Source organism: Anaerococcus sp. AH8042_DFU013_CI05, assembly GCF_047936775.1.
GTDB lineage: Bacteria > Bacillota > Clostridia > Tissierellales > Peptoniphilaceae > Anaerococcus.
The window spans coordinates 283,605-295,417 of record NZ_CP175954.1 but is presented as its reverse complement, the minus strand read 5'-3'; the positions used below and the strand labels follow the sequence as shown (position 1 = coordinate 295,417).

General features: G+C 32.6%; 12 protein-coding genes, 5 tRNA genes, 1 pseudogene and 1 riboswitch. Of the genes and pseudogenes, 2 read left to right on the top strand and 16 right to left on the bottom strand.

What is annotated here, in order from left to right:
- Positions 1–103: 103 nt before the first annotated feature.
- A pseudogene (gene tnpA, locus ACKRLN_RS01540) lies at positions 104–536 on the top strand (IS200/IS605 family transposase); the annotation flags it as partial.
- 1,506 nt (positions 537–2,042) lie between these two features.
- Here tnpA and rplS read toward each other — a convergent pair.
- From rplS to ACKRLN_RS01500, 8 genes are all read right to left on the bottom strand, one after another.
- Positions 2,043–2,390, bottom strand: coding sequence for a 50S ribosomal protein L19 (rplS, locus tag ACKRLN_RS01535; RefSeq protein WP_203127588.1), 348 nt, complete (start codon positions 2,388–2,390; stop codon positions 2,043–2,045).
- Positions 2,377–3,084: a tRNA (guanosine(37)-N1)-methyltransferase TrmD gene (trmD, locus tag ACKRLN_RS01530; RefSeq protein WP_416335036.1), complete on the bottom strand. Its 708-nt coding sequence runs from the start codon at positions 3,082–3,084 to the stop codon at positions 2,377–2,379. Before trmD ends, rplS begins: the two co-directional genes overlap by 14 nt.
- Positions 3,077–3,562 (bottom strand): ribosome maturation factor RimM, encoded by a 486-nt coding sequence (rimM, locus tag ACKRLN_RS01525; protein WP_416335035.1) that lies wholly within the window; start codon positions 3,560–3,562, stop codon positions 3,077–3,079. Before rimM ends, trmD begins: the two co-directional genes overlap by 8 nt.
- Positions 3,559–3,783 (bottom strand): KH domain-containing protein, encoded by a 225-nt coding sequence (locus ACKRLN_RS01520; RefSeq protein WP_203127585.1) that lies wholly within the window; start codon positions 3,781–3,783, stop codon positions 3,559–3,561. The genes rimM and ACKRLN_RS01520 overlap by 4 nt, the downstream gene beginning before the upstream one ends.
- Before the next feature lie 5 nt (positions 3,784–3,788).
- A complete protein-coding gene (gene rpsP, locus ACKRLN_RS01515) occupies positions 3,789–4,034 on the bottom strand; it encodes a 30S ribosomal protein S16 (protein WP_101540903.1) in 246 nt (81 codons plus the stop codon).
- Positions 4,035–4,094: 60 nt separating this feature from the next.
- Positions 4,095–5,447: a signal recognition particle protein gene (gene ffh / locus ACKRLN_RS01510; protein ID WP_416335034.1), complete on the bottom strand. Its 1,353-nt coding sequence runs from the start codon at positions 5,445–5,447 to the stop codon at positions 4,095–4,097.
- 11 nt (positions 5,448–5,458) lie between these two features.
- Positions 5,459–5,782, bottom strand: coding sequence for a YlxM family DNA-binding protein (gene ylxM, locus ACKRLN_RS01505; RefSeq protein WP_115594946.1), 324 nt, complete (start codon positions 5,780–5,782; stop codon positions 5,459–5,461).
- A gap of 165 nt (positions 5,783–5,947) precedes the next feature.
- The gene (locus ACKRLN_RS01500) at positions 5,948–6,649 is read right to left on the bottom strand and encodes a class I SAM-dependent DNA methyltransferase (protein ID WP_416335033.1); all 702 of its coding nucleotides are present in this window, start codon (positions 6,647–6,649) and stop codon (positions 5,948–5,950) included.
- Positions 6,650–6,724: 75 nt separating this feature from the next.
- A riboswitch (TPP riboswitch) is annotated at positions 6,725–6,812 on the bottom strand.
- A gap of 85 nt (positions 6,813–6,897) precedes the next feature.
- Between ACKRLN_RS01500 and tenA the strand changes: the two genes are divergently transcribed.
- Positions 6,898–7,566, top strand: coding sequence for a thiaminase II (gene tenA, locus ACKRLN_RS01495; protein WP_416335032.1), 669 nt, complete (start codon positions 6,898–6,900; stop codon positions 7,564–7,566).
- A gap of 38 nt (positions 7,567–7,604) precedes the next feature.
- On the opposite strand, the gene ACKRLN_RS01490 is transcribed toward tenA, so the two are convergent.
- The 8 genes from ACKRLN_RS01490 to ACKRLN_RS01455 form a co-directional block, all read right to left on the bottom strand.
- Complete coding sequence (locus ACKRLN_RS01490) at positions 7,605–8,876, bottom strand: S1C family serine protease (protein WP_416335031.1); 1,272 nt, start codon at positions 8,874–8,876, stop codon at positions 7,605–7,607.
- An 85-nt stretch (positions 8,877–8,961) separates the two neighbouring features.
- Entirely contained in the window at positions 8,962–10,143 is a 1,182-nt protein-coding gene (locus ACKRLN_RS01485; protein ID WP_416335030.1) for a YcjF family protein, read from the bottom strand.
- Positions 10,144–10,244: 101 nt separating this feature from the next.
- Positions 10,245–10,943 carry a cysteine hydrolase family protein gene (locus ACKRLN_RS01480; protein ID WP_416335029.1) on the bottom strand — a complete coding sequence of 233 codons (699 nt, stop codon included), beginning with the start codon at positions 10,941–10,943 and terminating at the stop codon, positions 10,245–10,247.
- Positions 10,944–11,129: 186 nt separating this feature from the next.
- Positions 11,130–11,206: transfer RNA gene (locus ACKRLN_RS01475), tRNA-Arg, on the bottom strand.
- 118 nt (positions 11,207–11,324) lie between these two features.
- Positions 11,325–11,398 (bottom strand) — tRNA-Gly (locus ACKRLN_RS01470).
- Between the two features lie 55 nt (positions 11,399–11,453).
- A tRNA-Gly gene (locus ACKRLN_RS01465) sits at positions 11,454–11,528 on the bottom strand.
- A 59-nt stretch (positions 11,529–11,587) separates the two neighbouring features.
- Positions 11,588–11,664: transfer RNA gene (locus ACKRLN_RS01460), tRNA-Asp, on the bottom strand.
- Between the two features lie 72 nt (positions 11,665–11,736).
- Positions 11,737–11,812, bottom strand: a tRNA-Thr gene (locus ACKRLN_RS01455).
- Position 11,813: the final 1 nt, after the last annotated feature.

The following is an 11,813-nucleotide window of genomic DNA, read 5'->3' as shown; positions in this document are numbered from 1 at the left end:
GCCAAAAAATTCTCACTTGATATATAATTGTGATAATCACATGCACAATTAAAACAAGGAGAATTTAATGGACAAGAATAGTTTATAACACGCTAAATGACAATGTAAATATCATGTAGTATTTGCACCAAAATATCGAAGAGAAGCAATATATGGGAAATTAAAAAAAGATATAGGGCAAATACTTAGAAAACTGTGTCAACGAAAAGGAATCTATATAATAGAAGCAGAACTTTGTGTAAACCATGTTCATATGATGATAGAAATACCACCAAAATATAGCATATCAGAAATAATGGGATATTTAAGAGAAAAAGTTATTAATAATATTTGATAGTCATGCAAATCTAAAATATAAATATGGGAATAGACATTTCTGGTGCAGGAGCTATTATGTGGATACAGTAGGACGAGATGAAAAAATGATAAAAGAATATATACGAAATCAATTATAAGAAAATTATTTTAGCGATCAAATAAGTCTTAAGGAATACTATGACTCGTTTACGGGTGAGTCAGTAGCAAAAGGCAAATAAATAATTGCTTAAGCTGTAGCTGGTAGTTCTGATTATTTGTACTTTTCCCTAGGGGAAAGTCGAGTTTCTTAAGCTGCTCTCTTTCTTCTATAATTCTACTAATGTGAAGAAGCCTAGTTTCTCTTTTATTCTTTCTTAACTGTAGTATTTTATATATACATATATGGATTGTTTTAGTTAATCATAGAATTTGTAATTTTGACCATAATACATTTCTTATTTTAGTATTACAAAGAAGTTTCCCATAGGAGAATTATCTATACAATTACATTTTCTTGACATACTTTGGGTTATTCTATATTCTTTAAGTCTTTTTGTGCATTGTTTTGCCTGATATCTCCATCCTTAATCGGAATAAAATATTCTTTCTTTGCAGTCACTTGTTATACTGATTGTTTCTTCTAGTGAGATTAAGATTGCTTGTATTGTTGGTTTTTACTTATGGAGTATGATATTATCCCACTATTTTACATATCTAGAAATGCATTAAGTATAGTTTACCTATTCGGGTATTCCCTTTATCATAAGAAGTGTAAGATTTAAATTCTGGTGTATCTATTGTTATCTTTTAATGCGGTAGTGGTGATTTAAAATTACAATTTATTGCTTTATCTGATAACTTTCCTACCTTACCTTTGTATGATGAATACTTAGATTTCCTACCAAAACTTGTAACTTGTAGTTTTAGCTTTTGGACTAATCTTTGTACTTTCTTTTTGTTTATGAATATTCCTTAGCTTTTTTCATGTGCCCTGGATACCAGTTTATATTGATTGACATAATTTTATCCTTATTTACTAAATATATTATACATAAGATCAAATTATTATCTATAAAATTTAAAATAATGAGAATATATTTTAAAAATTCATTCTTACGTTAAAAAACGACTCTATTTTGAGTCCTTTATTTTATAATTTATTAATAATTATAAAATTTATATTAATTTTCTAAACCTTCAAAATATTCATTGCAAAATTTATCCCATTTTAGTATGTAATCCTCACTGTTTTTAGCAAAAGTTTTTATTGCATCTAGCTTTTTTCTATCAATATAAAATTGTGTGGGTTGTATGTTATCAAGATCTAACTTAAATATTTTAGGAGACTTACTTTATAAGAGCCAAATTTTTAGATATTATTTTGATTTGATAGAGAAATTTGCCATTTACCACAAAGCATCCATGTTGATTAAGAGCTGCTTCATCAAATCTTTTGTCATCATATGAATCTATTCTTTGGATATCTATTTCATTTAGTAATCTATCCTTCTTATCTTAATACTTTTTATAGTTTAGTCTTTCACAATTTGGGATAAATTTTAAAAAAGGGACTGTTGAAAACAGATAAAATGTTCCAAAATCATTCGAGCACCCTCTCAGAAAGTGTCTCAACCAGCCGACGGAATATGCCTCCATAAGCCGGCGGGCTAAGTCTCTAACTTTCTGTGAGTGCACTCTAATGACGGAACAATGATTATCTACCAATTTCCAACAGTCTCTGATTTCTAATAATTAGTTTTTTCTTTTACTTTTGTAGCTTTACCTTGACGTCCACGTAGGTAGTTAAGTTTTGCACGACGTACTTTACCGTGTCTTGTTACTACTAGTTTTTCGATTCTTGGTGAGTTATAAAGGAAAGTTCTTTCAACACCTACACCATAAGAAATTCTTCTTAGTGTGAATGCTTTATTTACTCCACCTTCTTTAATTTTGATAACTGTACCTTCAAAGTCTTGAAGTCTAGTTTTTTCACCTTCTTTAATTCTGTAAGATATTCTAACTGTATCTCCTACGTTAAAGTCAAATTGGTCTTCACGTAAGTTTTCTTGTTCAATTTTTTTAATTAAGTCCATTTTTATTCTCCTCTCTTAGGAATTTTTCATATAAGTCTGATCTGACTCTTTTTGTTTTTTCTATTGCTGATTTTTTGTTCCAAGCTGCAATTTTTTTATGATCTCCACTTAGTAAGTCTTGTGGCACCATATATCCATTAAATTCGCGTGGCTTGGTGAATTCATCTTGTTGCAATAATGTATTGTAATGTGAATCTGTAACTAGGGATTCTTCTTTACCAACTACGCCTTCTATAAATCTTGCCATAGAGTCGATTACTACCATAGCAGGGATTTCTCCTCCTGTAAGGACATAATCTCCAATTGAGATTTCATAATCTACATAGTGGTTGGTTATTCTTGCATCTATACCTTCATAGTGGCCACAAATAAGTATAAGATGTTTAATTTCTGCAAAGTCGATTGCTAATTTCTGATTGAATTGAGATCCTGCAGCAGACATATAGGCTACCTTGGATCCAGGTTTTTTTACAGACATTAAAGCATCATATATTGGTTGTGGTCTCATAAGCATTCCTGCTGCTCCACCATAGACTGTATCGTCTACATGATTGTGCTTGTCGTTTGAAAAATCTCTTATATTTACAAATTCAAGTTCTAATAATCCTTTTGAAATAGCCTTGCCTATAACTCCATAAGTTTTTAGAAATTCAAAACTTTCTGGAAATAGGGTCAGGATGGTTATTTTATTCATAGTCACTAAAGTTTTCTACTTCTATAAAGCCATTTTCTATATCAACATTTTTTACAGTAGCATTTAAAGCTGGAAAGTAAACTTCATCTTTTTCTGTTTTTATAACATAAACATCATTTGGATAAACGCCTGTGATAACATCTGTGATCTTGCCTACTATTTGCCCATGGCTTTTCACATCTAGTCCAACTAATTCAAAAACATAATACTCATCTTCGTTTAGATCTCCAAGATCAGAATCTTCTATGGTTATATCCTTGCCCACAAATTTAAGAACATCATTTATATCATCATATTCTTTAAATTTGATAACCTTTAGTCCTTTTTGATCAAAGGATGATTCTACTGTAAGCTCCTCATCTCCGATTAGTAATTTTGCTCCGTCTTCAAATCTTTTTTCATAATCACTTAGGCTTTTTACTTTTAAATTACCACGTACGCCGTGGGTAGTTACTATCTCTGCTACTGTTATTCTCATATTTTTATATTAACCTTAACATTTTCTTTTATAGCTGCTGATCTTGCGATAGTACGGATTGAGTTTATAATATTTCCTCTTACTCCTATCACTCTGCCCTTATCAGATTCAGCTACATGGATTATGATGTTAACTTCGCCGTCATTACGGTTTTCTTCGATTTCTACTTGATCTTTTTCTTCTACAAGTTCTTTTACTATTGTTTCTACTAGTTCTTTCATAATTCTTAAGCTAGTACATCATTGTCATTGAAAAGTTTTTCAACGATTGATGTTGGTTTTGCACCAGTGCCAACCCAATATTTTGCTCTTTCATTATCGATTTTAAATTCTTTAGGTTCGCTTACTGGATTGTAATATCCGATTTCTTCGATGAATTTACCATCTCTTGGGCTTCTACTATCTGCTACAACAACTCTGTAGAATGGTCTTTTCTTTTGTCCCATTCTTTTTAATCTAATTTTTACTGCCATTTTTACTTCCTTTCATTTTGACGTTTGAAACAAATTAAATATTTAAATATTATTTAGCTATTAAAAAGGGAATTTAGGCATTTTTGGCATCCTCATACCTCTGCCTTTCTTTCCTTTTCCTTGCATATTTGAAACTTGTTTCATCATTTTTTTCAGTTCTTTAAACTGCTTTAAGAGTTTGTTTAACTCTTTTACATTAACTCCAGATCCGTTTGATATACGATCTTTACGGCTTTTGCCTATTATTTCTGGTTTTGCTCTCTCTGCTGGTGTCATAGAGCTTATGAGTGCTTCAATTCTTTCAAAGCCTAAGTCATCTACGTTAATTTGCTTAAGCATTTTATTATTTACACCAGGTATCATTGCAAGTAAGTCTTCTAATGGACCCATATTTCTGATTTGATTGATTTGCTCCATAAAATCATCTAGGGTATAGGTTTGATTTCTCATCTTTTCTTCAAGCTCTTTTGCATTTTGAAGATCAATTTGGGCTTCTGCTTTTTCTATTAAAGATAAAACATCTCCCATTCCTAAAATCCTATTTGCCATCCTATCTGGATAAAATGACTCTAGGTCTTCTAGTTTTTCACCTACACCGACAAATTTTATTGGTTTCCCAACTACTTGTCTTATGGATAAAGCTGCCCCACCTCTAGCATCACCGTCAAGCTTGGTGAGTATTACACCTGTGATGTCAAGATATTCATCAAAAGTTTTTGCAACATTTACTGCTTCTTGTCCTGTCATAGCATCTACTACTAAGAGGATTTCATCAGGTTTTGTTGCTTCTTTGATTGCTTTTAGCTCTTCCATCAAATCAGTATCTATTTGAAGACGCCCTGCTGTATCGAGGATGACTGTATCATAATTATTTGCCCTTGCAAAATCTTTTGCATTTTGAGCTGTAATTACTGGGTCTTGTTTGCCCTCTTCAAAAACTGGAACTCCTGCTTTGTTACCAACTACTTTTAATTGGTCAATAGCTGCTGGCCTATAAATGTCTAGGGCTGCTAGCATTGGGTTTCTGTTTTCGCTTTTAAGTTTGTGTACTAATTTACCTGAGTGAGTGGTTTTACCAGAACCTTGAAGCCCAACCATCATTACCATATGCGGTGTGCTTCCTTTAAGATCTAGTTTGGAGTTTTCTTTCCCCATCAAATTGGTTAGCTCTTCATTTACGATTTTAACTACCATTTGACCTGGGCTTAGTGACTGCATGACATCTTCGCCTAATGCGCGTTCTTTTACTGTTTTTACAAATTCTTTTACGACTTTGTAGTTAACATCAGCTTCAAGAAGTGAAAGTCTTATCTCTCTCATTGCACTATCGATGTCTTTTTCTGTTAATTTTCCTTTTCCGGTTAGCTTACCAAGGGTTTCTTGGAGTCTATCGGATAGGCCTTCAAACACCATATTATCACTCCCTAAATTTTTTCAATTTCTTCTGTTATCTTTTCAATTGCTTGTTCATAATTTGAACTTTCCATCAGCTCTCTTATACTCATAAGAGCATCCTTGAGCCCCTCTTTTTTTTCTAGCAAAGAAAGCTCATCTTCAAACTCAAATAATTTGTCAACTGAACGAGTCATCATATCTGAAATTGCTTGCTTGGATTTGTTGTTATTATCCGCAATCTCTTGTAAGGATAAATCCTCGTTATAATAGCAATTTATAACATCACGTTGTTTTTCATTTAGTAGCGGTCCATAAATGTCGAATAGTTCGGCCACTTTAACAATTTTTTCCATAATGCTCCACTAATATTCTTGTAATTTTCAAAAATTACTGTGTCAATAAAATTTCTTGACCTATGCATTATACAACGTATTTAAAGGAGTGTCAAGGATTTTTCTTGACATATAAAAAGAAGACAAATGGCCTTCCTTTTGTGCTTATTAATTATATTTTTTTACTTATTTTTCAGCTACTATTGCAACATATGATCCCTTGTCATATCCTTCTACAGCTTCTTCTACATAGTCATCTGAATATGCTGGATCTGTTGTTAGTGTTTGATAATATTTAAAGTCTTTAAATCCTATATTTTCTAAGATATCACGTTTTTCTGGTGTAGTTGTCATTACTGTGGATGTAATTAATTCTATTGGATATGGTGATTTTGGTAAGATCCCCTCAAAATTTGGCAAATCAAATGTTTTTGCATGGCTAGCAAATTGATAAAGAATTCCAAATGGGCTTTCCTTTGGAACATCGATTACTACAATGTGTCCGCCTGGTTTTAGTGCTTTATAAACTGTTTTGTAGGCACTTTCTAAATCTTCTATATATGTTGATGAACCATTTAGGTAAATGCAGTCATAGAATTCATCTTCTAGCTTAGCATCTTCGATGATACCTACAATTACATTTAAGCCTCTTTTTTCTGCAATCTTAGCCATATCTTCTGATGGTTCTAATCCATCAGTAATGGTAATTCCCCTATCTTTTAGAGAAACTTCAAACAAACCACTTCCACAACCAACTGATAGTGATTTTTCTGTATTTACACTTTTAAGAGCCATCTCTACGACACTTAGCTCTGTTAAATACATATTTTCATTTTCCATAAACCATTCATCATATTTATTAGCATATCCATCAAATTTTGCTTTCATTGTCATCTCCTTATTATATCCAAATTCACAATTAAAAATAAAAAACTCTTTTTTCTTATATTCGGAAAAAGAGTTATCATTGCTTTTTTATTTCCCTACGAAACTATTACGTTTATCAGGTTTGCGGGTATAATCTCAGCACTTGGCACCCCGAATACAAAAAGAAATATTTAATTGTTACTTATACTATATCAGTTATATAGAAAATTTAAAGTAATATGGGGTATGGTTTACTTATTGGAGGATTTATGAAATTTATTGACTATTTATACGAAAAAACCGAAGACATTTGGCAAGAGCTTTACAATCATCCTTTTATATTAGGTTTGATTAATGGAGACCTTGAAATGTCTAAATTTAAATATTACCTGGAAGAAGACTACATTTACCTATGGGACCATGTCAAAATTTTTGCTATTGGTATTACAAAAACAAATAATAAGGATATCATCCGCAAATTTTCCCATCTATTAAATAATTGCATGGAAAATGAGATGGCCATCCACCGTGGGGTCATGCGTGATTTTGGTATAGATGCTAAAGAAATTGAAAAAAAACCTTCAAATCTTACTAATCTTTCTTATTCAAATTATAGGATTTCTCAATCATTAATTGGGGGTTATGAAGAAATATTGATGGTCCTTATGGCTTGCGATTTAGGATATGTAAATATTTTTAGATATATAGATAAGGTAAATCCCGAGGCAAAAAATCATGATGTTTACGGCAAATTTATAACTGGATATCTAGATCCTGTTTATCTTTCATATGTAGATGGGACAGTTGATGAAATAAATGAAATTGGCATGGATATGACTGATACAAAAAGAGATATTTTGATAGATATTTTTAAAAATTGTCTGCTTTATGAACTTAAGTTTTGGGATATGGTTTATAACGAAGGCGATGTATTTTAAAAATAAAAGCTTGCTAGATACTAGCAAGCTTTTTATCTTTATGGAAGATTGTTAAATGGGTTAATACTACTATTTTCCTCCTCATTTTTTTCTACTTTATTTTCTGGACTAGCTTGTTTATATTCATCTACATTTGATGAATCTATTTTGAATGTAAAGTTAACTTTTTGCTCTTTTCCATCTCTGATTAATGTGATTTCTGCACTTTGGCCTATTTGATAATCAAGAAGAACCTTTCTTAAGGATGCCATATCAGTTACTTTTTTGCCATCAACAGCAGTGATTACATCTCCTTTTTGGAAAACACCATCTTGATCAAAGTCGCTAAATACATATACACCTTCTACATCCTCAAGAGCTCCCATATTTGCTTGTGGGAATTGTTTAAAATAGTCTAGGGATTGTCCAGTTATGCCTAGATATACTGACTTATATTCTCCATTTTTTATTATTTGTTCGATTACACTTTTTACAGTATTGATTGGTATAGCAAAACCAATACCATCACTATTTCCAGCTTTTGCAGAGTTGATACCGATTTGTTGGCCCTTTGAGTTTAGTAAGGCTCCACCAGAGTTTCCAGAGTTTATAGCAGCATCTGTTTGCATTAAACCATCCATTTGTGCTCCAGTTTGAAAACTTACTGTACGATTAAGTCCTGAGATTATTCCGCTAGTCACTGTAGATTGAAGTTCAAAACCAAGTGGGTTTCCAATAGCTACAACCCTATCACCTACTCCCACATCATCACTATCAGCTAGTTCCATTGCTGGTAGATTTTTCTTTTCTACTTTAATAATAGCTAAATCTAGGGTTGAGTCATTCCAAACAAGTTTTGCTGGTGTGGTTGTACCATCATTAAAAAGTACACTAATTTCACTAGTATCACCGTTACTTACTACGTGAGAATTAGTTAATATATATCCATCACTGCTGACAATAGATCCTGATCCGATTCCTTCAACATATCCAGATTGTGGACCCCAAAATGTTTCTTGGGTAACCTGAGACTTGGTTGTAATTCCTACAACGCTATTTATAGATTTTTTTACAACCTTAGACTCCATGGATGCGCCAGAATCATCAGCATCAAGATTTCCTATACTCTTATCTATTTCTTTTTTTGAAACATTCGCTTCTTCTGTCTTTGTTTGTGGAGGATTAGCAGCTTCATTGCTACTATTATCATTAGTCATTGCTCCAAAACCATTAGTTAACAAAAATACCAAAAGTCCACCTATAAGAGCTCCTGTGAGAGCTGATAAAAAATTAGGTAGAGAACTTTTTTTATCAGAAGTTTTATTAGACATAAATTATTCCTTTCTATAAATATTATTTAATTATGATTATATGATACTCTTTTTGAGATTAAGATTTTGTTAAGGATTTATTATACTATTTGTTATTTTTATCTGACAATATGGCTAAATATGATGCTAAATTGTCTTTTCCAGATTTTAACTTATCATTAAATACTTTGGATAAAGTTTCTTTTCCTTTTTTGCTAGAAATATCCTCTATATTCATTTCCCCCTTATAGATCATCTCCATAATTGTTATATATGCTGCTCCTAGGGCTGCTGTTATGATACCTGCAGTAGTTGCAGATATTGCACCCCCTGCTACAGATCCAGCTCCTGGTACTAATTTAAATACATTTGAAACCACAGTTCTACCTAAAAGTGTTGCTCCTCCAGATCCTATTGTTGAAGATAATAGAGCTGTTATAACTGTTTTATTAATCTCAAAACCAAATACTACTGTGATAGAAGCTATCATAGTAACTTGGGTTGGTATTAAAAGTGCAGCGTCTGCAAAAGGAATTGGGGCCGCCCCCTCGCTTGTAGCTGTTAGTGCTGCAGTTGCTACAATTTTAGAGGCTTTTCGCTTTTTTTCAGATAAACTTGCTATTTGCACATGTTGTAGAGTATCCATAAGCTCATCAGGCATGGCCTCACCCATTACTTGGATTAATGTATCCAGACCAAAAGCTTTTACAGTACCCAGACCTTCAATTTCATAGTCTTTTGCAAGTACTGGTATCACTTGGATAATATCTAAATTCTCATCTAAAATAAGATTTTTCATTTCTTCTGCATTTTTCTTAGAAATAGTCTGAGTTAAAACTACTATAATTGGCACTTGTGTAGAATTATTTTCTTCCGATAGCTCTCTTAACCATTCTATTTCCTCAGGTTCAATCCTATTTGAACCAGTATTTATACAATACCAAATACAGTGTATGGCTTTATTTATATCATTATAAGCAAGACCATCTTTAATAGTATCAAGTATTTCCTTTTTTACATCTTCTTGGACATCCTTGCCTAGTTCAAATCCTCTAGTGTCATAGATTGCTAATGGTATATCTTTTTTGCTAATCTTTCTCATATGATTTGTAACTGGTCTACCCATCCCTGTTTGTACGATATTATCTTTAAAAACAGCATTTATTAAAGTAGATTTTCCTACTCCGGTTTTCCCAGCTACTATTATATTTAAGGTATTTAAATTTTTTATTTTCTCATTGATTGCATTGATTGTATCTTGGGCAACTTTGTTTATATCATTAAGCATATTCGCTCCTTAGAAATTTAATTTTTATAAGCATATTGTACTTATAAGAGCATTTTTAACAATAAAAAAGGAGCCATAAGGCCCCTTTACTTATAATTTTATTATTTGCTTTCTTCTAGTAAATTCAATGTATCCTCTGTGCTTAAAACATAAGTATAAATTACATTCATTATTTTAAGTTCTGCATCATGAAGCTCTTCTGAAGCTGCAATGCAAGCATCATGTACTGTTATAACATCATAACCAGCATCAGCAAGACCTCTTACAGTAGAAGCCACACATTGGTCAGTAACCATTCCGCAGACAACAACAGTTTCTATTTCCATATTGTCTAATAAGTGTAGATAATTCGTTCCAGTTGTTACAGAGTCAGTTGTCTTATAAACAACTATTTCATCATCAATTGGTTTTAAAGAATCTACAACCTCTGCTGCAAATGAATTTACAGGCATGAGCATATTATTCCAACCATCAGATTTTTGAACTGGTGATCTATCACGTCCATCTTCTCTTTGGCAAGCAATAAGTCCATATGAAACTAATAAATCATTGTCTCTAAAATATTTTAAAACTTTTTCAGTATTAGGTAAAGCAACTTCATGCATTTTGTCAAAATATGGTTTCCAAGAATCCCACATACCTTGTTCTTTAAATTCCTTAGCTTCTCCAAAATCAGTCAGACAAAATTCATTTTGATAGTCAACAATAAGAAGTATTGTCTTAGAAAGATCAATATCTAAATCAGGAAAATCATCTACATGCTCATAATATTTTGATACAAACTTTCTGTCTAATTTCATATAAACCTCCATATGCAATTGATGGCTATTGAATTTAACCATTGTGTTAAAGTTTTGTCTTTATAGTTATTATAACATAAATAAATCATTTTCCAATGTAAGATATCAAGCTATCGTAATCAAATTTGTAACAATTTAAAAAACAAACCCTTGTAAACATAGTACTTACAAGGGTTTATTGAAATCTGGCGCGTCATTGAGGATTCGAACCCCAGGCCTTCTGGTCCGTAGCCAGACGCTCTATCCAGCTGAGCTAATGACGCAAAAATTTAATTTTTTGTGCACTCAAGAAGTTTATGCTTCTCTCGCTTAGTTCTTCGGATTCGCTATGCTCATCTCGAAGATTTCAGATGCTATGCATCTGAAACACTACAAGTGACTTGGAGCGGGTGAAGGGAATCGAACCCTCGCAACCAGCTTGGAAGGCTGGGGCTCTACCACTGAGCTACACCCGCATATTAAAAAATCACCATACCAAACATCTGCTGTTCGGGATATCTGGTGATATTGTGGAGCGGATGACGAGATTCGAACTCGCGACCCTCGCCTTGGCAAGGCGATGCTCTACCACTGAGCCACATCCGCATAAGTATATATAGTATTAAATTTTCGCATTATAAAGTCTATTTCAAAAAAATTTTAAATGGCGACTCGGATGGGATTCGAACCCACGACCTCCGCCGTGACAGGGCGGCATTCTAACCAGCTGAACTACCGAGCCAATAAGTGCCGATATTTATTCTCGGCTTACAAACCTATAATAAACCATTAGAGTTATAATATAGGTTTGATTTGGAGCTGATGATAGGACTTGAACCTACAACCTATTGATTACAAATCAATTGCTCTGCCAATTGAGCTACATCAGCG

Coding starts and splice junctions, on each gene's coding strand:
- rplS (WP_203127588.1), bottom strand. CDS start 2,390: ATGGACTTAATTAAAAAAATTGAACAAGAAAACTTACGTGAAGACCAA.
- trmD (WP_416335036.1), bottom strand. CDS start 3,084: ATGAATAAAATAACCATCCTGACCCTATTTCCAGAAAGTTTTGAATTT.
- rimM (WP_416335035.1), bottom strand. CDS start 3,562: ATGAGAATAACAGTAGCAGAGATAGTAACTACCCACGGCGTACGTGGT.
- ACKRLN_RS01520 (WP_203127585.1), bottom strand. CDS start 3,783: ATGAAAGAACTAGTAGAAACAATAGTAAAAGAACTTGTAGAAGAAAAA.
- rpsP (WP_101540903.1), bottom strand. CDS start 4,034: ATGGCAGTAAAAATTAGATTAAAAAGAATGGGACAAAAGAAAAGACCA.
- ffh (WP_416335034.1), bottom strand. CDS start 5,447: ATGGTGTTTGAAGGCCTATCCGATAGACTCCAAGAAACCCTTGGTAAG.
- ylxM (WP_115594946.1), bottom strand. CDS start 5,782: ATGGAAAAAATTGTTAAAGTGGCCGAACTATTCGACATTTATGGACCG.
- ACKRLN_RS01500 (WP_416335033.1), bottom strand. CDS start 6,649: ATGAAAGCAAAATTTGATGGATATGCTAATAAATATGATGAATGGTTT.
- tenA (WP_416335032.1), top strand. CDS start 6,898: ATGAAATTTATTGACTATTTATACGAAAAAACCGAAGACATTTGGCAA.
- ACKRLN_RS01490 (WP_416335031.1), bottom strand. CDS start 8,876: ATGTCTAATAAAACTTCTGATAAAAAAAGTTCTCTACCTAATTTTTTA.
- ACKRLN_RS01485 (WP_416335030.1), bottom strand. CDS start 10,143: ATGCTTAATGATATAAACAAAGTTGCCCAAGATACAATCAATGCAATC.
- ACKRLN_RS01480 (WP_416335029.1), bottom strand. CDS start 10,943: ATGAAATTAGACAGAAAGTTTGTATCAAAATATTATGAGCATGTAGAT.